Annotated in this window: 17 protein-coding genes; 8 read left to right on the top strand and 9 right to left on the bottom strand. The window is 49.4% G+C overall.

Annotation, left to right across the window (positions count from 1 at the left end):
- From hrpB to N3Z11_RS04755, 5 genes are all read left to right on the top strand, one after another.
- On the top strand, positions 1–2,463 hold the full coding sequence (hrpB, locus tag N3Z11_RS04735) for an ATP-dependent helicase HrpB (RefSeq protein ID WP_260656006.1): 2,463 nt from the start codon (positions 1–3) through the stop codon (positions 2,461–2,463).
- Entirely contained in the window at positions 2,460–4,706 is a 2,247-nt protein-coding gene (mrcB, locus tag N3Z11_RS04740; protein WP_260656007.1) for a penicillin-binding protein 1B, read from the top strand. The genes hrpB and mrcB overlap by 4 nt, the downstream gene beginning before the upstream one ends.
- A 26-nt stretch (positions 4,707–4,732) precedes the next feature.
- The gene (locus N3Z11_RS04745) at positions 4,733–6,895 is read left to right on the top strand and encodes a winged helix-turn-helix domain-containing protein (protein WP_260656008.1); all 2,163 of its coding nucleotides are present in this window, start codon (positions 4,733–4,735) and stop codon (positions 6,893–6,895) included.
- Between the two features lie 109 nt (positions 6,896–7,004).
- Positions 7,005–7,181: a hypothetical protein gene (locus N3Z11_RS04750; protein ID WP_260656009.1), complete on the top strand. Its 177-nt coding sequence runs from the start codon at positions 7,005–7,007 to the stop codon at positions 7,179–7,181.
- A 139-nt stretch (positions 7,182–7,320) separates the two neighbouring features.
- Positions 7,321–9,519, top strand: a complete 2,199-nt coding sequence (locus N3Z11_RS04755) for a transcriptional regulator (RefSeq protein WP_260656010.1) — start codon at positions 7,321–7,323, stop codon at positions 9,517–9,519.
- Between the two features lie 41 nt (positions 9,520–9,560).
- On the opposite strand, the gene hemL is transcribed toward N3Z11_RS04755, so the two are convergent.
- From hemL to N3Z11_RS04775, 4 genes are all read right to left on the bottom strand, one after another.
- Positions 9,561–10,844, bottom strand: coding sequence for a glutamate-1-semialdehyde 2,1-aminomutase (hemL, locus tag N3Z11_RS04760; protein WP_260656011.1), 1,284 nt, complete (start codon positions 10,842–10,844; stop codon positions 9,561–9,563).
- A 65-nt stretch (positions 10,845–10,909) separates the two neighbouring features.
- Complete coding sequence (locus N3Z11_RS04765) at positions 10,910–11,932, bottom strand: aspartate carbamoyltransferase (protein WP_260656012.1); 1,023 nt, start codon at positions 11,930–11,932, stop codon at positions 10,910–10,912.
- Between the two features lie 94 nt (positions 11,933–12,026).
- The gene (locus N3Z11_RS04770) at positions 12,027–12,458 is read right to left on the bottom strand and encodes a CopD family protein (RefSeq protein ID WP_260656013.1); all 432 of its coding nucleotides are present in this window, start codon (positions 12,456–12,458) and stop codon (positions 12,027–12,029) included.
- A gap of 11 nt (positions 12,459–12,469) precedes the next feature.
- Positions 12,470–14,176, bottom strand: a complete 1,707-nt coding sequence (locus tag N3Z11_RS04775; protein WP_260656014.1) for a chloride channel protein — start codon at positions 14,174–14,176, stop codon at positions 12,470–12,472.
- Positions 14,177–14,233: 57 nt separating this feature from the next.
- Here N3Z11_RS04775 and N3Z11_RS04780 point away from each other — a divergent pair, with 57 nt between their 5' ends.
- The 3 genes from N3Z11_RS04780 to N3Z11_RS04790 all read left to right on the top strand — a co-directional run bounded on the left by N3Z11_RS04780 (position 14,234) and on the right by N3Z11_RS04790 (position 16,022).
- Complete coding sequence (locus N3Z11_RS04780) at positions 14,234–14,968, top strand: DUF6776 family protein (protein WP_260656015.1); 735 nt, start codon at positions 14,234–14,236, stop codon at positions 14,966–14,968.
- 51 nt (positions 14,969–15,019) lie between these two features.
- Complete coding sequence (erpA, locus tag N3Z11_RS04785; RefSeq protein ID WP_260656016.1) at positions 15,020–15,361, top strand: iron-sulfur cluster insertion protein ErpA; 342 nt, start codon at positions 15,020–15,022, stop codon at positions 15,359–15,361.
- Positions 15,362–15,776: 415 nt separating this feature from the next.
- The gene (locus tag N3Z11_RS04790; protein WP_260656017.1) at positions 15,777–16,022 is read left to right on the top strand and encodes a helix-turn-helix domain-containing protein; all 246 of its coding nucleotides are present in this window, start codon (positions 15,777–15,779) and stop codon (positions 16,020–16,022) included.
- Positions 16,023–16,116: 94 nt separating this feature from the next.
- On the opposite strand, the gene N3Z11_RS04795 is transcribed toward N3Z11_RS04790, so the two are convergent.
- The 5 genes from N3Z11_RS04795 to N3Z11_RS04815 all read right to left on the bottom strand — a co-directional run bounded on the left by N3Z11_RS04795 (position 16,117) and on the right by N3Z11_RS04815 (position 20,384).
- Positions 16,117–17,463 (bottom strand): AmpG family muropeptide MFS transporter, encoded by a 1,347-nt coding sequence (locus N3Z11_RS04795; protein WP_260656018.1) that lies wholly within the window; start codon positions 17,461–17,463, stop codon positions 16,117–16,119.
- 171 nt (positions 17,464–17,634) lie between these two features.
- The gene (locus N3Z11_RS04800) at positions 17,635–17,955 is read right to left on the bottom strand and encodes a hypothetical protein (protein ID WP_260656019.1); all 321 of its coding nucleotides are present in this window, start codon (positions 17,953–17,955) and stop codon (positions 17,635–17,637) included.
- A gap of 142 nt (positions 17,956–18,097) precedes the next feature.
- On the bottom strand, positions 18,098–18,682 hold the full coding sequence (locus tag N3Z11_RS04805; protein WP_260656020.1) for a peptidylprolyl isomerase: 585 nt from the start codon (positions 18,680–18,682) through the stop codon (positions 18,098–18,100).
- 2 nt (positions 18,683–18,684) lie between these two features.
- Positions 18,685–19,239, bottom strand: a complete 555-nt coding sequence (locus N3Z11_RS04810) for a YajG family lipoprotein (protein WP_260656021.1) — start codon at positions 19,237–19,239, stop codon at positions 18,685–18,687.
- A gap of 2 nt (positions 19,240–19,241) precedes the next feature.
- The gene (locus tag N3Z11_RS04815; RefSeq protein ID WP_260656022.1) at positions 19,242–20,384 is read right to left on the bottom strand and encodes a methyltransferase; all 1,143 of its coding nucleotides are present in this window, start codon (positions 20,382–20,384) and stop codon (positions 19,242–19,244) included.
- Positions 20,385–20,411 lie beyond the last annotated feature (27 nt).

Genomic DNA, 20,411 nt, shown 5'->3' on the forward strand with positions numbered 1-20,411 from the left:
GTGACTTTACCTGTTGCTGAGATTTGTGCGGCGCTAAGTGCCCATCTTCAACAGCACCATCGTGTACTATTAACGGCGCCGCCAGGCGCCGGTAAATCCACCTATCTGCCACTTTATTTACTGCAACACCCCGATTTTTCAGGCAAAAACATCATCATGCTTGAGCCGCGCCGGCTGGCGGCTAAAAGTATTGCTTCTTATCTGGCGGCTCAGCTGGGTGAAAAGCCGGGCCAGACTGTCGGTTATCAAATCAAGGGCGAGCAGCAACGCAGTGCACAGACCCGGTTATTGATCGTGACCGAAGGGGTGTTGGTGCGCAAAATTCAGCAAGACCCTGAGCTTGCTGCGGTGGATCTGCTGATTTTTGATGAATTTCATGAACGTTCGTTACAAGCCGATTTAGCGCTGGCACTGAGCCTTGAAGTGCAGCAGCTTAATGAGCAGCTAAAAATACTGGTGATGTCGGCCACCCTGGCCGGAGCTGAGTTGTCGGACAAATTGCAGGCGCCGCTGATACAAAGTGAAGGCCGTAGTTTTCCGGTAGAGATCCGCTATCAAAGTCCGACTCAGGAAGAGTTATGGCTGCAGGCGGCGCGGTTGTCGCGCCAGTTATTAGCAGAGCACGCCGGCAGTCAGCTGGTGTTTTTACCCGGTCAGCGGGAAATTGAACGTGCCCGCGATTATTTAACTTCGGCTGATTTACCCGCTGATGTGGATGTGTTTGCGCTCCTTGGCAGTTTAACCCTGGCTGAGCAGCAGCAGGCTATAGCGCCGTCGACTGCAGGGCGGCGCAAAATAGTGCTGGCCACCAATGTGGCGGAAACCAGTTTAACCATTGATGGCATCACGCTCGTCATCGACAGCGGAGTAGCCCGCCAGGCGGTGTATCAGCCAAGGCTTGGTTTTAGCAAACTGGAGACGGTGCAAATCAGTCAGGCGTCGGCGGTGCAGCGCGCCGGTCGTGCCGGCCGGTTAGCACCAGGGTTTTGTTACCGCTTGGACACTCCGGAAAAATGGGCAAGGCGCAGCGCCTTTACCACACCGGATATTCTGCAAGCCGATTTAATTGGTCTACGGTTGGAAATTGCCGGTTGGGGCGCCAAAGTTGAAGACTTATTCTGGCTGGATACGCCACCCAAAGCACAATTGGCGGCTGCTGAACAATGTTTACAGTGGCTGGGCGCGCTGGATGCTGAGCTGCAACTGACGGCCCATGGCCGCGCTATGTTAAAAATTGCTACAGAGCCCAGGCTGGCATCGATGTTATTGCACAGCAAAAATTTAGCCGCGCAGGGTTATCCGGCGGCGCCGGCTTTGGCTGCTTTGCTCGCTGCAATGCTTGAAGACAATAAACGTGTGGCAAAAACCAATCTGGTGGCCTCGCTTAAACAGATGTCGGGTGCGCAGCTGCAACAAGCCAGAACTTTGTTGCAGCAACTGGGCTGTGATTCTGTGTTATTACAGCAAAATCTGCCGGAACAATTGTCCGGGGTGCTGCTCGGTTTTGCTTATCCGGACCGCATTGCACTTCAGCGGGGGCAGGGTTATTTACTGGCCAATGGCACAGGTGCGCAGCTCCCTGCCGATGATGAGTTGTCGCACAGTCCTTGTCTGGTCGTGGCTGATTTACGGCTGCTGGGTAAAGACGCGCTGATAAGCGCCGCCTGTGTGTTATCACCGGATGATTTACAGCAATACTGGCAGCCACAGTTGGTGACGGAGCGGCACTTTGCCTTTGATGAGCAAAACGGCCGTTTTATTGCCGAACAGCGGCTTCGTTTTGGCGCTTTGGTGCTGAAAAAACAAAACCTGAGTGCGGCTCTGAGTGCCGATGATAAAAGTCAGGCCTGGCTCGATTGGCTGCAAAAGCGCGGCCTGGGGATGCTGAACTGGACTGAGGCGGCGCTGAATTTAAAACACCGGCTGTTGCTGGCAGCGCGGCTGGAGCCGGACGCCGGCTGGCCTGATTGTTCTGACCAGGCTTTATTGCAGAACGCCCACAGTTGGCTGGCACCTTATTTAGGTGATATCAATAACTTAGCAGCGCTACAGAAACTTGATGTACGCCAGTTATTGTGGCAATCGTTAAGTTACAGCCAGCAACAACAACTGAATAATTTGCTGCCAGCCAGCTGGCGTTCAGTGTTGGGAACCGATATTACGCTGTTGTACAGCGCAGATGCTGACAAAGAGCATGGCGTCAGTATGGCGATACGGTTGCAGGAAATGTTTGGTCAGTCTGACACCCCAACAGTGGCGCATGGCGCCATTGCCGTGACTATCACTTTGTTATCACCATCGCGTCAGCCGCTGCAGCTGACGCGTGATTTAGCCAGTTTCTGGCAAAACGCTTATCAGGATGTCAAAAAAGAAATGCGCGGGCGTTACCCTAAACATTTCTGGCCCGACAATCCGCAGGAAGCGATGCCAACCAATAAAACGAAAAAAGCGATGCAAAAATGACCGCCAAAAAAAGCCGGAGCAAAAAGTCCAAGCCACTGAATCCAATTGTAAAAACCATTGGCTGGTTCTGCCTGAAAGCAGCGCTGGTGCTGGTGCTGACGTTATTTATTTATCTGATTTATCTCGACAGTAAAATCACCACATTATTCTCAGGTCAAAAATGGCAAATTCCGGCGCAGTTATACGCCAGAGCCTTAACGCTCAAAACCGGTACCCATTTGTCACAAAATCAGCTGCTGGATGAACTCAAACGGCTGCAATACAGCCTGGACCCCAGGTTAAACGGCCCGGGCCAGTATCATGTGCAGGGCAACACAGTATCGGTATATCGCCGCGCTTTTGATTTCCCCACAGGTCATCAGGTGGCAACTTTGCTGCATATTGGTTTTGCCGGTGAATTTGTGCAGAGCCTGAGCACAGGCAAAGAGCGCAAGACGCTCGCGGTGGCACAGCTGGAGCCACAGTTATTACAACATCTGGTGGCGGCAGAGCAGGAAGACCGGGAACTGATTCAACTTGCCAAAGTGCCACGCACCATCAAAGACACTTTATTGCTGGTGGAAGATCGCGATTTTTACAGCCATCACGGCGTGTCGCTGTGGTCGGTGATCCGGGCGGCCTGGGCCAATATGCTGGCGGGCAAAACGGTGCAGGGTGGTTCTACGTTAACCCAGCAGCTGGCCAAAAACATGTATACCAATCAGCAGCGCAGTTATCTGCGCAAAATTAACGAAGCGCTGATCGCACTGGTGCTGGATTACCGCTACAGCAAAGATCAGATTTTAGAAGCTTATATAAACGAAATATCGCTGGGACAGTTTAAGGCAAACCCGGTGCATGGCCTGGGCCTTGGCAGTAAATTGTATTTTGGTAAACCGCTGGCGGAACTGAAACCCCATGAATACGCGCTGCTGATTGGCATTATCAAAGGGCCGTCTTTTTATGATCCACGCCGTTTCCCAAAAAGAGCCGAAGACAGACGTGATCTTATTCTTGGCATGATGCGCGACCATGGTTTGCTGGATGAAAGTCAGTGGCGTGCCGCCACCGACCGGCCGCTGGATGTGATCCCACTCGGTGACCACCTGAAAGGCCGTTTCCCGGCTTATATCGACAAAGTGCGGCAGGAGCTGCGCGCTATAGTGCAGGATAAATCGCAGCTGGAAAATGGCATCCGGGTATTCACTTATCTGGATCCGATGGCGCAGCAAGCCGCCGAGCAAGCAGTGCTGAACCGGCTGACAAAACTGGATAAAAATATTGAAGCCGCTATGGTAGTCACCGACTATCAGCAGGGCGCGCTCAAAGCCATAGTGGGCGGCCGTAACACCAGTTTTGCCGGTTACAACAGAGCCATTTCAGCACAACGGCAAATTGGCAGCATTATTAAACCCGTGGTTTACCTGACGGCCTTAATGCAGCCGGCCAGGTTTCATCTGGGAACAGTGCTTGCCGACACTCCGCTGAATTTAAAAAGCGGCGGCCGCAACTGGCAACCGCTCAATTATGATAAAAAATTCCGTGGTAATGTGCCGCTTATTCAGGCGCTTAGTGAGTCGTTGAATATTCCAACGGTGCGGCTTGGTTTGCAGCTGGGATTACCGGCGCTTGGCCAGAGTCTGCAAAAGCTGGGTTTACAACGTGAGGTGAAATTACAGCCGTCGTCTTTGTTAGGGGCGGTAGAAATGAGTCCGCTGGAAGTGGCTCAGCTGTATCAGACTATTGCCAATAAAGGGCAATATCTGGAACTGGCTGCTATTTCTGCAGTGACTGGCCAGTTAGGGGAGCCGGTGTATCAGCGCAAAGTGAAAGCGCAAAGTAAAATTGACGCTTCGGCCAGTTATTTATTGCAATATGCGCTGCAGCAGGCCACTCAGACTGGCACAGCCCAGAGTTTGTCACAACAGTTTCCACGTCAGCGTTTTGCCGGTAAAACCGGCACCTCAAGCGATTATCGCGACAGCTGGTTTACCGGTTTTGACCATGAAACAGGTGTGACTGTCTGGCTGGGCCGCGATGACAATAAAGAAATTGGTCTGACCGGCGGTAGTGGTGCCTTGCCGGTATTTTCACATTACTTTCAACAGCTTGGCGCAAACTCTCTGTTCCGGGGGGTGCCCGAGAATGTGACGAAACAATTTGTTAGCAAAGACAGCGGTCGTTTTGTCGCAGAATCTTGCGTTAACGTATTGTTATTGCCCGTGATTTGGGGTGAAATGCCAGTGCAGACCAGTTGTGATTAATTTGTTATCAGCGATATGAGTAGGCTATGTCATCTAAACCAGAACAACATCTAAAAGTCGGTGATTGGTGGTACCTGCCACAACAGGATAAGTTAGTGAAGTTCAGTGCTGCCGGTGAAATTACCGCCACAGCAGATCTGGACAACTTATGCCAGAAAGCCGTTAACTATTTTATCGTCAACGCCGGGCGTTTAATTACCCGCGATGAAATACTGGCAGATGTCTGGGGGGTCAGGGATGTATCTGATGGCCGGATCTCCAGAGTGATCCGGGTGCTGCGGGTAGCCTTGGGTGATGACAGCCGCGAGCCGACTTATATCGAAACTATTCCCAAAAGAGGTTTCCGGTTTATTGCGCCAGTAGCTGAAGTGATGCTGGCACAGGGCGCTGAACTCAGCACTGCAGCACAGGAGTTTACGCCACCTGCAGTCAAACCTCAGCAGGTGGCCGCTAAACCCCGTCCATCTTTGTTAAGAAACCTTGGGCTTATTAGCCTGGCCGGTTGTGCTTTGTTATATCTGGGCTGGCGTTATCTGTATCTGCCCATGCAGGACAATAACATCAAACCTTTTGCCCGCTTTGACCCTATTTCCAGCATGATTGGCCTGGAATATAACGCGGCTGTCAGTCCGGACGGCCGGCATATAGTGTACAACCACCTGTTGCCCGACTATGAGACCGTTGAACTGGTGCTGCAGAATCTGGAGAACTTTGAAACCCGCGTCATGCTCAGTGGCAAAGATTTATTGTCTGGCCCTACCTGGAGTCCGGACGGGCAACAAATTGCGTATCAGCGGATAGTTGATGAAAAACAGTGTGAAATCCGCGTGATCACGCTGGATGCTGGCAAAACGACTCTGGCCAAAGATGAGCTCCTGACCAACTGTGGGGCCAAAAGTCTGGGCGGGCGTTTAAGTTGGTCGCCGGACGGCGCTTATCTGGTGTATCCACATACACCAGACGGACTGCAGCATTCGGTGCTGATGTTATATCCCTTTGCCGGAGGTAAGCAGGAGCAGCTCACCATTCCGCCACAAACCAGTCAGGGCGATTTTGCGGTACGGTTTTCGAAAAAAGGTGACCAACTGGCTTTTATCCGTGATGACGGTGGCTCTGCCGGCCAAATCTGGCTGATGGATTTAGCCAGTCGTTCCAGCCGCTTATTGCTGCAGCTCAGTGGCAGCTATCCGATGAATATCGACTGGTATGACAATGACAGAAAAATAATTTATCCAACCAGCAGTGCGACTATGTCTGTGGTCGATGTGAGCACAGGCCACAACGCAGTGTTGTTTAATACCTTTGATACAGTGGCCGATACCCTGGTCAGCCAGCAAGGCCGGATTTATTCCACTGTAGGGCAATATCGCAAAACCAATATTCTGAAAGTGGAAAACCCGCTATTTCATCAGGCTTCCGCCACAGAACAGGTGTTTCAATCCAGCCGCAGCGAAAATATTGCCGAAATGAATCCGGTAGAAGGTGGCCCTGCCGCTGTGCTGACCAGCCGCTCCGGTTTACCGCAAATCTGGTTGTATTACCCGGATGGGCGGCAACAACAAATCAGCAATTTCACTGAAAGTATTATTTCCAAGGGCATGGAGTTTTCACCGGATGGCCGACATTTGTTGGCCAATATCGGTAACGAGGTCTGGTTATTTGCTGAAGGTGAAGCGCCCCTCAAGTTGACGCAGTCTGAGCAAAGTGCCCGTGATCCGGGTTGGAGCCACGACGGCAAGTATATTTATTTTTCCAGCAGCAATAATGGCCGCTGGCAAATTATGAAGGTAAATATCAGTATGCTGCAGCAGGAGGTTTATGCCAGCGATCTGGATTATTTTAAAGAAAGTCCGGATGGGCAGTATCAGGTTGGCCGCCGCATCAGTGATGGCGGTTATCAGTTAACACGTCAGGATGGCACAGTGGTCAATTTGCCGGTTGAATCTGCTGGTTTTGCGCTGCCACAAATGATTTTGCGCTCACAGTATTTGTATTTCAGCCAGCGTATTCATGAGAATAAAACCAGCATCCTGGCTTATGAGCTGCAAACCGGCGAAGTGCATGACTTAAAACTGGAAATGAATTATTCATTAAAAAGATTTTCGGTCAGTATCAACGAAAAATATGTGTACTCCCTGCAGGGCACACCGGGGGATATGGATATAGTGGAAGTCAAAATACCGGAATAAAGCCGCAAGTGTGATTTTTATCATGCTTTTGTTGGTTTTTCGTCAGGTATAACAGTGGGTTGTGGCTATTAATAGTTCTGCTCGTTATAACATTAACAAGGAGAACATCATGAACAAGTATGTATTAGCTTTAGCCCTTTGCGCCATCACCGGTTTTGCACCTGTTGTCGCAGCAGACCCGCAAAATCCGGATGTTCCGGCCGAAGAAAGTCAGCAACAACAACCTGATCCGGTAGTTGCAGCGGATTGCAAATATGTAGTTCCACATTGCGACTCTGTAGATTAATGGTCGTTTCAGCTATTAAAGGTAAATCAAATCAGTGCTTTAAATAAAAAGTTAAAATCACTGGTTACAAAAACCTTCTCTCAAAACATGCTGTCTTTGTTGTATACTCCCCCGCAGAATGTCTGCCGGGGAGGCTGCGGTGCCAATTGCCGAACCTTATCTTTGTTTTGCTAACTGGCGTTATGATCAAGTCGCCGGGCGTCTGATCCTGAGCGATTCTCCTGAACACCAGGTACGGCTTGAACCAAGGCTGCATCAGCTACTGAACTATTTCCTTGCCCATCCGATGCAGATTATTTCTAAAGATCAGCTGATGGATGATGTCTGGCCAGATACCGAAGGCACAGATGCTGCCGTGATGCGGGCTGTGGCCAGTTTACGCAAAATTTTGCAGCCTGGCCTCATTGAAGGCCCTTGTATCGAAACCTTGTCGAAAAGAGGTTATCGCTGGACTTTAGCGGTAGAGCTGCAACACCTGAACGCAGAAGATCTGCCCGCTGTGGTGTTGCCTACAGCGGTATTGCCAGCTGAATCCTTGCAAGCCCCCCCCTTATTATGGCCGGAAGCCCGGATGCATCCGGAGCACGTTGAGCTGAGCCCGGTTGCAGTGCCTGGCCCCCAGCCACCCCATGAAGCCCCCAAACGCTGGCCTCATTTAGTAGCAAGCACTGTACTACTGCTGTGTTTATTTGTCGGTTTTGCATTGTTTTTAATTCATGCCGGTATGCAGGCGCGTCAGCCGGTTTACAACAAAATGGTGAATTTTAGTGCGCTCAAAGGGCAGGAGCGGGCAGCTTTGTGGTCGCCGGCCCAGCAGTGGATATTTTATCAATATCAGGCGCCGGACCAGTCTGATTGGCACTGGTTGGCGCATCACAGCAAAAGCCATAAAAAAGTTGTGGCTGTACATGGCTTTACCACTATCAGCCGCGCTGTCTGGCTGAATACCGACTTTTTTCTGTTTCAGGCGGAAAAAAATGGCCAGTGTCATTTTTACCGCCAGCATATTGATTTAGCAAAACATCAGAGCGAAATGCTGATGCCTTGCCATCAAGTGGTGAGTCATGGCCTGGCGCTGGATGGCGGTCGTTTATACTGGCTGGCGCAAGATCAAGAGACGGGGCAGGTGCAGATCTGGCAACAGCAGCTGTCAGATTTAAACAAGGGCAAAGCGGCAGAGCTGTTATATCAGTTTGCACCACAATACCGCAGGCCCAGACACTTACTGGCTCAGGACGGGCAGTTGTATCTGGTGGTGGAAAAAGACTTTTATTCAGACTCTTTGTTTCAGTTTGACCTGGCTTTGCATTCTATTCGCTGGCTGAAGGATTTTGCTTTTGACATTACCGATCTGAGTCTGTGGCAGCAAAATACCTTGTTGTTAAGTTCGGCCGAAGCTTTGTTGCAGTTCAGGTTGTCATCCGGCAAGGTGATCCGGCTACAAACAGCACAAACAGGTTTTGCCGAAGCACAGCGGGTTGAAGAGCAGCTGCTAACCTCTTATGCCAGTGGCCGTAACACAGATCTGGAGTTATTGCCGCTTCATGCGCCACAGTCGCCGGTGTCAGGCACCAACCAGCTGCCGTGGCTGCATAGCAGTAAAAATGAAACCAGGCTGGCGGCCATGGGCGATCAAATTGCTTTTGTGTCGGAGCGCTCGGGCAATAGTCAGATTTGGTTGTATCAGCAACAGTTGCTGCGGCAATTAACCCATTTTCAGGGGCAGCGTCAGGTTCAGCAGTTACTGTGGTGGCAACAACAGTTGTATGCTTTGATTGACCTGCAGCTGTATCAGGTGAATTTATCAGACGGCAGTTTAGAGTTACAGGATATTAACCGCCCTGCGCAGCTGACTGTCTGTGATGAGCGTTTGTTGTTTACCCAATGGACCGAAAAAGGCTGGCAATTGTGGCAACAACAGTCCAATGGCGAAGCACAGTTGTTATTACCGGATATCACAGCGGTGCACTGTGCGCCAGACGGGCAGTTGGTGTTGCAACAGCTTGGTTCGGACCAGCTACAGCTATGGTCCGGGGCGGATGGTAAATTGCAAAGCCTGCCCGTTCAGCTGAACTGGCGTGATACTGTGCCTGAACAGTGGCTGAGTACCAGAGACGGGCTTTTTTGGGTCGCGAAGCAACAGGGTAAAACCCGGTTATGGCAGATGGACTGGCAAAGCCAGACTGTACAACAGCTGGCGTTACCTGAAACTGTAACCCCTCAGGCATTATTTGGCGGCTTTGACGACAGTGCCTTGTATTATCAGTCAGAGCTGAATATTCAGACCGATATCGGTTGGTTAAGTCAGTCGGAACCCACAAAAAAGCCGTCACAATGACGGCTTTTGTTTTTTGTTAAGCACCAGGCTTTGCTTGTGGTTTACAGTTTGGCAAAAGCCCGATCTGCAGCAGCAATAGTGGTGGCTAAGTCGGCATCGCTGTGCGCCAGACTTAAAAAGCCGGCTTCATAAGCAGAAGGTGCCAGATAAACGCCTTCCTGCAACATCAGATGGAAAAACTTCTTAAAAGCTTCAATGTCACACTGGGTTGCTTCGGCATAACTGCTGATATTTTGTTTGTCGGTGAAAAACAAACCAAACATACCACCCACCTGATTGACTGAAAACGGCACCTTATGTTTGGCTGCCGCCGCTGTTAAACCAGCCAATAACTGTGCAGTTTTAGCGGTTAAAGTTTCATAAACACCGGCTTTACTGATTTCTTTTAAGGCCGCTAAACCCGCCGCCATGGCGATAGGGTTGCCCGACAAAGTACCGGCCTGATACACAGGGCCAAGCGGCGCTATATGGTGCATAATTTCTTTTTTGCCACCAAAAGCACCCACCGGCATACCACCACCGATAATTTTGCCCAATGTGGTTAAGTCCGGCTTGACGCCGTAATACGCCTGAGCGCCACCCAAGGCAACACGAAAACCTGTCATCACTTCATCAAAAATCAGCACAGCACCATATTGGTCACATAAATCGCGTAAACCCTGTAAATAACCTGGTTTTGGCGGAATACAGTTCATATTGCCGGCCACAGGCTCAACTATCACACAGGCGATATCAGCGCCTTTTTCGGCAAATAAAGCAGCAAGTTGCTCGAGGTTATTAAACTCGCAAGTCAGGGTGTATTTAGCAAAATCAGCAGGTACACCAGGCGAATTCGGCACGCCCAAAGTTAAAGCGCCAGAACCGGCTTTGACCAGCAAAGAGTCGGCATGACCGTGGTAACAACCTTCAAACTTCACAATAGTGTCGCGGCCGGTATAGCCACGCGCCAGGCGAATCGCACTCATGGTGGCTTCAGTACCTGAACTTACCATCCGCACCATTTCCATCGACGGCACTAAGGATGTCACTAATTCCGCCATTTCAATTTCAGCAGGGCAGGGCGCGCCAAAACTTAAGCCTTTTTCGGCGGCTTGAATCACAGCTTCGCGGATGGCAGGGTGGTTGTGGCCCAGCAACATCGGGCCCCAGGAGCCGATATAGTCGATATATTGTTTGCCATCGACATCATAAATGTAGGCGCCGTCAGCGCGGTCGATAAAAACCGGTGTGCCACCGACATGTTTAAAAGCCCGTACCGGCGAATTCACGCCACCTGGGATAGTTGTTTGCGCGCGGCTAAACAGTTGTTCAGATAAAGTTGTCATGAAAAATTCCTGAAGGCAAAAGCGCAGCTGATGCTGCGCTATGGATAAAATTAACTTTTGTTCGGTTAGCCTTTATTAGAGAACCCTTTATTCGAATACCAGGGCACATCTTTTTCGTATTTGCTGACCAGGTTTTCAACACCAAGGGTTAACGCAAATAACGCCATCCGTACCAGCACGCCGTTGTCGGCCTGACGGAAAATCGCCAGATTCGGGTTTAAATTCAGATCGTTATCCAGCTCGTTTGCTTCAAGGCGCGAATCGCGTGGCAGCGGGTGCATAATGACCGTATTGGATTTACAGTGCTGGGTGTAAATTTGCTGATTTAACCTGAACTTACCACGGTATTTATTGGCTTCTTCCTGCGAGGGGAAACGCTCTTCCTGAATACGGGTCTGGTACACAATATCGGCATTAATATTGCCGGCCAGCTGGTCGGTAATAGTCACCTGATGACCAGCATTTTCAATAGTGGCGATAATGTCGTCCGGCATCGCCAGCTCGTTTGGTGCTATCAGGGTAAATTTGATGTTTTTATATAAGGCCAGCAGCTTGGATAAAGAATGCACGGTGCGGCCAAATTTTAAATCACCAATCATGGCAATGTGCATGCCATCAATTTTTTGCGCTGATGCGGCCAGCTCACGTTCTATGGTAAATAAATCCAACAAGGCCTGAGTTGGGTGTTCATTGGCACCGTCACCACCATTGAGTACCGGCACCCGGCTGCCTTCGGCAAATTCAGCAACAGAACCTGCCTGCGGGTGGCGCATGGCAATCACGTCGCTGTAACTGCTGATGACACGGGCCGTATCAAACAATGACTCGCCTTTGGATAAAGCCGACGACTGCATCCCTGTGGTTTCGCGGACTTCACCACCCAGCAGGTTAAAAGCACAACCAAAGCTGACGCGGGTACGGGTGCTGGGTTCAAAAAACAGGTTTCCCAGAATGGCGCCATCCAGCACAGTGGTGCGCTTTTTGCGATAAGCATAAGGTTCCATGCTTTGGGCTATCTGGAAAATATGTTGAATACTGTCGCGATCGAATTGTTTCACCGAAAGGATATGTTCGCCTTTGAAGCTCATCTTGGGTGCCTATTGCTTGAAGTGACAGAAAGCGGCACTAGGCCGCTGAACTGGCGCGCAGTATAACAAAGTCAGGCGCTAAACACGAAGGCCATCAGACAGGTTTCATCACCGCCAGTAAAATAATGGCAAACATCACCAGCACAGGTAATTCATTAAAAATGCGGTAAAAACGCGGGCTTTTTTGATTGCGGTCGTGTTTGAAGTCGGATAACAACTTAAAACAATAACCATGATAAGCATACAAAAACATCACCAGCAGCAGTTTGTAATGTAACCAGCTGCTTGCTTTAAACCAGGCAGCGCCGTAGTTATAAATAAGCAGCAATCCAAACACTAACGTCAGCACAGCAAAAGGGGTGACAAAATACAGCAGCCGCCTTTCCATCACTTTAAAAATGGCATCAACTTCAGCCGATTGATTGCCAGCGTGGTAGACAAATAAACGTGGCAGATAAAAAATTCCGGCAAACCAGGCCACCATAAAAGCTATATGCAAACCTTTGTACAGCATCAATAAAGACATTGTTGTTCCTGTTACAGTAAATTATTTTGCCGCATTAACAAGCTACGGACTTGTTCCCACAGCACTAAACCCAGTGGCTGATGCGCATCTTCATCGTCGTAAATCAGCACTGCGCCTTCGCGCTGGTCGCCAAGTTCAGCAAATACCTCAGCCATAGTGGCCTGGTGACTAAGTGCCGAGACCGGTAAAAACTTCAGCGAACTTTCGCCGGTCATCGACATAGAAACGTCATAACTGGCCAGCTGGTAATGTTGGTCCACGGCATAACTGCGTTTAATCAGCAGAGGTTGTTGCACCGGCATAGAGTCAAGCGCCTGAATCACCTGCGCATCTGTTGGGTTTTCCAGCACCTGATAATCCTGCTGCAACATAGCAAGCACCCCAACTTTTTGCAGCACATCGTCAGCCGGCGACAATTTATAGGGCAGTTGCATAAAATCAAGTTGTTGCAGGAAAATTGATTTGGTCTGGAAAAACTGCACTGCAGTGACATAAGAAGCGGTGATCACCAACATGGCAGGTACCGCAAGTTCAGGGTTAGCGGCAAGTTCAGTCACTGCCATTAAAGCCGCCAGTGGCGCGTGCAAAGTTGCCGCCATCATACCGGCCATGCCAAGCACTGCATAAGTTCCAGCCACCGAATGATCGCCTATCACCAGACCTGGCAAAAATGCCAATAATGTGCCCATCACAATGCCTATCCCAAAGACCGGACCAACAATACCGCCGGGCACGCCAAGGCCAAGGGCGGTAACGGTCAAAATAATTTTCGCGAGGAAAATAGCAAACAGCAGCGTGAGTTCAGCTGGCGCCGTCACCGCATAATGGATAGCACCGGTTTCAGCCCCCAAAGCTTGTGGTACCAGATAACCAATGCCGGCAGTGATCATTGCCGCCAGACCAAGGCGCAACGCCAGATGCCAGCTTTTAAAAACGGTCATGGTTTTCATCAGGCTTTTATTAAAAAAGGTGGCGACCACGCCCATGGCAATACCGCAGAGTGCCAGATAAGGCAGATGCCAGTTACTTAATGAAATCATGGTGATAGAGGCTAAATCATTGCCTTCGCCAAACACAGCCCGTGTGGCCAGAGCTCCTGCCATAGAGGCCAGCATGATGGGCACAAACACATGAATACGGTATTCGCGCAGCACCACTTCCATCACAAAAATAACCGCGGCTAAAGGTGTATTAAAAGATGCGGAAATACCGGCGGCAATACCACAACCGGCCAGAATACGAATGCTGTTATAAGGTAAACGCAGATAAGACCCCAGGCTGCTGGCACCAAAAGCACCTAAGTGCACCGAAGGGCCTTCACGCCCTACCGAAAAACCGGCGGACAGCGCAGTGATGCCGCCAATAAACTGATGCAAAGTATTTTTCAGCGGCATCATGCCGTATTTCACTTTAATACGATGAATCACAAAAGGAATGCCCAGCCGGTAATGGCGCAGGCCAATTAACAAACCAAGCAGGCTGATAAGCACTGCGGCAATAAATGGCAGTACCAGCCGTTCCAGCGCTGGCAAGGAGGTAAAGTCGTCACTGTGCTCAAGATAAATCGCCTGAATACCGACAATGGCCAGTCGGAATAAAATAATCAGCGCAGCAGCAATAAGTCCGCCGGCCAGGCCAAGCAGACACAACTGGAGTGAGGTGACGGGTAAAGCCAGCCGCCGCCTGAGCGGCGGTAGCCATAAACGCCAGGATTTCATGCTAAAGTACCGGCAATAACAACACTGAATGACAAACATAACACTTTGAGTGCTTTGATGAAACTTCAACGATTCAGCTTATGGCTGGCGCAGCGTCGCAAACAGCTGGTGTGGCTTGCCTCAACAGCCGTTGTGGCGGCGCTGGCCGGTTGGCAACTGGGCAATCTGACCCTGGTGCAGCAGCTGCGCCAACAAAGCGAACAGCTTGAGCTGTTACAACAGCAATTACTGCAAAAAGAGCAGGCTCTGGCACAGCAGCTGAAACAAACAGATTATCTGACCGCTGAGCTGGCGGTGGAACGCAACACCACCGCACTGCAGCAGCAGGACTTAAAAGCTGAGCAGCAAAAGTTGTTTGATACCCGTAAAGAGCTGGCGTTTTATCAGAAAATTATTTCACCTGACTTGCAGGCCAACAGTTTAATTATTGAAAGTTTTAGCCTGACCAAAGGCAGCGCAGTAGGCAGTTATAAGTTTAATCTGGTGCTGATTGAGCAGGATAAACAGAAAAACTTTGCCAAAGGCCAGATCAGCCTGATGCTGCACGGTAAAAAACAAGGTAAAAAAACCAGCGTCGATTTATTAAAGCTGGCCGGTTTTGCCAAGGCAGACCGGCGTTTTAGCTTTAAACATTTTCAGATTTTTGAAGGTGAGTTTGTGTTGCCCGCAGCTTTTGATGCCGGACAAGTTGAAGTGACGGTCAGCGTGCCGGCAAGCCGTGGTCAGAAAGCTGCAAAGGTCAGCAAAACCTTGTTATGGCATGAAGCGCTGCCCGGTGAAATACTTGAATAAATTAGTCAGGTATTAGATAATTTGCGCCCATTTTCCAGCTGAGGTTAAGCAATGTCTGAAATTCAGGTTCCGATTCAATTTACGGATGCGGCCGCCAATAAAGTGCTTACGCTCATTACGGATGAAGAAAATCCGGAGTTAAAACTGCGGGTTTATGTGACTGGCGGCGGTTGCTCGGGTTTTCAATACGGTTTTACCTTTGATGAAAAGGTCAATGATGGCGACCTTACTGTTGAAAAAAATGGCGTGGTGATGGTGGTTGACCCGATGAGCCTGCAATATCTGATGGGCGGTACCGTAGATTACACCGAAGGCTTACAAGGCAGCCGTTTTATCGTACAAAACCCCAATGCAACCACCACTTGTGGTTGTGGTTCCAGCTTTTCCGTTTGATCCGCTGTTTGACCAGTTCCGGCAAAGCTCGGAACTGGTCTGTTCTGTCTGTTTTTTCCGCATTTATTTTTTTGTACCGATGGTTCAATAATTTTTTCTGCGCTAATATGGCGCCGATTTTATAACATCAATTTCACAGTTGTATGTTATTTGTCTTTTGCTTGTGTGCTGTTTGTACAGCATTTTGCAACACGCTGCGTAAAGCTTGCATATTTCTTGTTTTATATCAGTTAGATAAACCTCGAGGTTGTCTGCAGCTACAAATTTTAACGTCTGTAACTGTACGCTCGTCGCATCCTATGGTTTAATTAACTGATATTTATTGCTTATTGGGACACCAATAAGGTTTGGATTTTGATTTGGCAGGAAGTGTTTGACATAAAAAAAGCGATTAACGCTGGGAGAAGAAAACGTTATGAAAGGTACTAAAAGCGTCATTTCTGACGAGAACAAGAGACTGTGTTTATGGTTAAAGCGGCAAAGGCAGGATAAAGGCCACACCATGCGTAGTCTGTCTGAAGTATTGGGTACCCCACATTCATTTATTGGAAAAGTTGAGAACCAGGAGCGTCGCCTGGATGTGGTGGAGTTTGTCCGGTATTGTCAGGCATTGGAAGTAGACCCAGCGGACGGATTAAAGCAGGTGTTGAGTCAGGCATAAGACTCAGCAACTGACACAAAAAAGCCGCAATTTTTGCGGCTTTTTTGTTGCTGAAATACCTCATCAGGCTGTGTTTGCCGGTATTTCCGGCGTTTTATTCAGCAAGAGCCCGACGTTTTTTCAGTTGCTGCACTATGGCAAACAGCAACAATAAACCAGGGATCACCATCAGCGACGTAATAATAAAAAACAGACTCCAGTTGCCATCCAGCATGTCTACCATACTGCCGCCAAACGAAGCGACAGTAGTTCGGCCAAAGTTGCCGATAGATGCCAATAGCGCGTATTGACTGGCCGAAAAAGCCACACCGGTAAAGCTGGTGAGAAAGGCAACAAAAGCCACAATAGAAAAAGCAGTGGTAAAGTTATCCAGTAAAATGGTCCACAGCAGCAGATTTTCGTCCGGGCCCACTTCCGCTATCCAGGCAAACATCAGGTTGCTGGCCGCCATGGTCAGGCCGCCTAGCACTAGTCCTTTGATCACACCAAAACGCACATTTAATAAACTGCCCAGTAACGTAAACACCAGTGTTGCGCCCCAGCCAATCAGTTTGGAATATTCGGCAATTTGTTCATTGCTAAAACCCACTTCGCGGTAAAACTGAATCGACATGCGGCCTAAAAAGGCTTCGCCCAGTTTAAACACAAACACAAAGCTGATCAGCAGCAGCGCCAGTGTCAGGCCGTTACGGCGGAAAAATTCGGCAAAAGGTTCGACCACTGTCACTGTTAACCACAACAGGGCTGGGTGTTGTAATGAATGCTGGTAACGCAGAGCGGCTTTTTGTTGCAGCAAGTCCCTGTTGCTTGCCGGCTCTTTCACCATCAGCGTCAGAACAGCCAGCAATAACCACATCAATGCCATACCCAGATAAACCGCAGGCCAGCCCCAGCTGTCGGCATAATGAAAAGCAAAATAACCGGGCAAAGAATACCCAGTCCACCAGCCCATCACGCCCATGGCGGCTGCTGCCGGCAGTTTATTTTCATTTTGACCAATAATGTCAATACGATAACCATCAATGGCCACATCCTGAGTGGCAGCAGCTATCGCAATCAATAACGCCAGTAATGAAGTCCATAACAAACTAAAACCCGGATTGGTAAAAGCGATAGCAAAAGTGGCCAGCATAATCAGTAGCTGCATGCTGATCACCCAGCTGCGGCGTTGTCCAAGAGTCCGGTGAAAGTAAGGTAAATGCAGCCGGTCAACCAGCGGAGCCCATAAAAAGTTCAGCGCAAAAACTGCAGTGACAGAACCAAAATAACCAATAGCAGCGCGGGATAAATTGGCATCTTTGAGCCAGCCACTCATGGCTGAACCAATTAGCACCCAGGGAAAACCGGACGAACAACCGAGTAGGAAAATATAAAATAACCGAATGTCGCGGTATTGTTGTAAAGCAACCCGAAAACCAGTTGGGGTGACGGCGTCAGACATGCAGGGGGTCTCCGGTGTGATGCCAGGCATCTCAGATGTAATGCACGCAGCACCTTAACAAAGAGGCAGGTCAGAAGAAAGTGGCAAAAGGCACAACTAGTTAGAAAAAGTAGTCAGAAATAGCGGCGTTGGCAGACGTCAGCTTGCGCTGGGGGAAGGTCGCAGGCGGGCTTAAGGTCTGATCCCGACACAGTCCTGCGGCAACCTGGTTTTACCGCGTAAGTAGCCCAGACAATTTTGCAGCTGACGGCGTAAAATACGGTCATGGCGCAGTTCCTGTTCTGACCAGAATTCCAGCTGATACAACACATGCCAAAACACCTGTTCGCGGAAGGTGGCTGGTATATTCTGGCTGATTTTCAGCTGCGCCCACTCTTCCAGCGTGTCCCAGACAAATAAATGTAATTCCCGGTGCGGCAATTGGCCGCGGAAAAAGCGTGAGACAAAATAAATCAATTGTTGTGATTTATCGTCAATAAAGGACTGTAACATGATGTTTGCCCTGATACCGGCGACCCTGGTCGCTGAGGTTAACTTCACTGTTAACGACAAGTCTCTGACTGCAGACTCAATGATCCGGCGCCCCATTAGCATTTGCTAAATAAGGGCACCGTTAGGGCAAGTATAGCGGGCTTTATTGGGCTGGCAGTAAAATTACCCGGTTTAATACCAGTGGTTTTTTCGGCACATTTTCCCAGCCTAAAGTTTCGTTATAGCCGGTTTCCAGGGTCTTAATCTTATCAAAGACTTCAGTACCTTCAACCACAGAACCAAAGACGGCATAACCCCAGTTTTTGCCAGGATCCAGACTTGGATTGTCATTTAAATTAAAGAAAAATTGGCTGGTACCACTGTGTGGATCGTTTTGTCTTGCCATCGCAATAGTGTAGAGACGGTTTTTTACACCATTACCGGATTCATTAAAGACCGGCTTTAAGTCCTTGATTGGTTTTAAATCCCGGTCATAACCACCGCCCTGCAGCACAAACTCAGGCTCAAGGCGGTGAAACAAGGTGCCGTCATATGCCTTTTTTTCAACATAACTTAAAAAGTTATTGACCGTCAGCGGGGCTTTACTGCGGTCCAGTTCCACTACAATATTGCCGGCCGAAGTTTCCAAACGCACACGCGGGAACAGATTATCTTTTTGCAAAAACTCACCGGCCGCCTGAGCGGCACCACTGACAACCAATAACACAGCAAGCAGCGATTTCCACATGGTTAGTTCCTCAGAAATTCCTGCCAGCTCGGGTCACGCAGCAGATTACCAAGCACTTGTTCTGTTAACACCCGAAGTTCACGTTCTGCCACAGCAGTGTCTAACTTAAATGGACCAGAAAAGCTGCTTTTGCCGCTGTAGCTTTTGTTAAATGAGCCTGATTCGCGCTCAATCAGCACTGTCAGTTCTACATTGTTTTTCACAATATGTTCTACGGTGCGCAGTTCGGCATTGGCTTCAAGCTGGTTGATTTGGATAGTCACCACCACAGGTTCAGCACCTGACACCTGTGCACCTTGTTTGCTCAGTGCATCGGTCAGTACGTCCTGCAGCTGCTGCGGCAGATTATTGCTTGTTGGATATGAATTTACTTTATCGCCGTCACGCATGATCAGCGTGCCGTTGGTTGGTCTGTTGTCCTGTACATTCAGGCTAAAAGCAACGCCATTGAGCTGGTTGCTCTGATTCCAGAACACCTGTGGCGCCACAATAAAGGACGGAACAGGATTGCTACAGGCGGTCAGGGCCAGCATTGATGCTAAAACTAAAAAACGCATGTTCATTTCCTTTTAATGGCTTCAAGAATGGTAAATTTTGCATTACTGGCTACATGAATACAACCGCCAAACAAACGGGCGAGCTTTTCGCTGTAGGCCAGATGGCGGTTGGCAACAATACGCAGCCTGCCGTCTTTTTTCAGCACGCGCCGCGCGTCGGCAAACATCTGCCAGGCAATATGGTCAGTCACCGCATTTTGTTGATGAAATGGCGGGTTGCAAATGATTACATCGGCTGAATTATCGGCCTGGCGGCTTAAACAATCATCCACCACAAATTCAGCCTGGCTAAGCAATTCCGGCCTGTTGGCGGCAAGGGTTAACCGGGCTGAGTCCACCGCCATATAAGATTCATCGGTAAAGGTCAGCTTCAGTTCTGGTTGTTGCTGTAGCATGGCAAGGCCAAGCACGCCATTACCACAACCAAGGTCAATGACATACTGACCGGCGGTACAAAGCGGCAGATGCTGCAGTAAAAAACGTGCGCCTATATCCAGCTGTTCGCGTGAGAATACATTGGCATGGTTGACCAGTTGAAAACCGTCGGCTTGCCATAACAGCGGAAACTGCGGTGTGGCGGGGGAGGGTTGGGCGCTGTCTATCTTGCTGATAATAAGCCGGCATTTTTTGACCGTCAGTGATGCTGTGGTTGGCCCCAGTTCCTGCTGAAAAATAGCCAGCAGATTTGGTGTAATGTCTTTGGCTTTGGCGCTGGCAAAAATTTGAGTATCTGCGCAGAGCTGCTGTTTGATTTGTCTGAGCTGATAACGCAGAAAACTGTGATTATTTGGGATTTTCAGTAAAACCACACTGGCATTAGGTAAAGGATCCAGGCTACCGATTTGGGTGATCTGGCTTAAATCCAGCTGGTTTTGCACAAAGTTATGTGCTGTGGCCAGTTGAGAAATATAAGAATCCGAACTTTGCACCGGTGCGTATTGAGCTAAAGCACAGGCCAGGGCGCCAAATTGATCGTTCAGCAATAGCAGCTGTTGTGGGGAATGTGAAGAGCCCAGCAGCGGCAACACAGTGTTCAGTAACAACTCGTCAGCTGCATCCCATGCCTGTAAACTACGGTTTTTCTGCCCGGGTGGATAACGGTCCAGCAACAGGCTCAGGCCAGCGATTTGGCATAGATTGGTCATAACATCACAACAGTCAGCAAAAAGGGG

This window comes from Rheinheimera sp. 4Y26 (assembly GCF_025245835.1).
GTDB lineage: Bacteria > Pseudomonadota > Gammaproteobacteria > Enterobacterales > Alteromonadaceae > Pararheinheimera.

Coding starts and splice junctions, on each gene's coding strand:
- N3Z11_RS04805 (WP_260656020.1), bottom strand. CDS start 18,682: ATGTGGAAATCGCTGCTTGCTGTGTTATTGGTTGTCAGTGGTGCCGCT.
- mrcB (WP_260656007.1), top strand. CDS start 2,460: ATGACCGCCAAAAAAAGCCGGAGCAAAAAGTCCAAGCCACTGAATCCA.
- N3Z11_RS04800 (WP_260656019.1), bottom strand. CDS start 17,955: ATGTTACAGTCCTTTATTGACGATAAATCACAACAATTGATTTATTTT.
- erpA (WP_260656016.1), top strand. CDS start 15,020: ATGTCTGAAATTCAGGTTCCGATTCAATTTACGGATGCGGCCGCCAAT.
- N3Z11_RS04795 (WP_260656018.1), bottom strand. CDS start 17,463: ATGTCTGACGCCGTCACCCCAACTGGTTTTCGGGTTGCTTTACAACAA.
- N3Z11_RS04765 (WP_260656012.1), bottom strand. CDS start 11,932: ATGAGCTTCAAAGGCGAACATATCCTTTCGGTGAAACAATTCGATCGC.
- N3Z11_RS04770 (WP_260656013.1), bottom strand. CDS start 12,458: ATGTCTTTATTGATGCTGTACAAAGGTTTGCATATAGCTTTTATGGTG.
- N3Z11_RS04750 (WP_260656009.1), top strand. CDS start 7,005: ATGAACAAGTATGTATTAGCTTTAGCCCTTTGCGCCATCACCGGTTTT.
- N3Z11_RS04745 (WP_260656008.1), top strand. CDS start 4,733: ATGTCATCTAAACCAGAACAACATCTAAAAGTCGGTGATTGGTGGTAC.
- N3Z11_RS04780 (WP_260656015.1), top strand. CDS start 14,234: ATGAAACTTCAACGATTCAGCTTATGGCTGGCGCAGCGTCGCAAACAG.
- N3Z11_RS04790 (WP_260656017.1), top strand. CDS start 15,777: ATGAAAGGTACTAAAAGCGTCATTTCTGACGAGAACAAGAGACTGTGT.
- hemL (WP_260656011.1), bottom strand. CDS start 10,844: ATGACAACTTTATCTGAACAACTGTTTAGCCGCGCGCAAACAACTATC.
- N3Z11_RS04775 (WP_260656014.1), bottom strand. CDS start 14,176: ATGAAATCCTGGCGTTTATGGCTACCGCCGCTCAGGCGGCGGCTGGCT.
- N3Z11_RS04810 (WP_260656021.1), bottom strand. CDS start 19,239: ATGCGTTTTTTAGTTTTAGCATCAATGCTGGCCCTGACCGCCTGTAGC.
- N3Z11_RS04815 (WP_260656022.1), bottom strand. CDS start 20,384: ATGACCAATCTATGCCAAATCGCTGGCCTGAGCCTGTTGCTGGACCGT.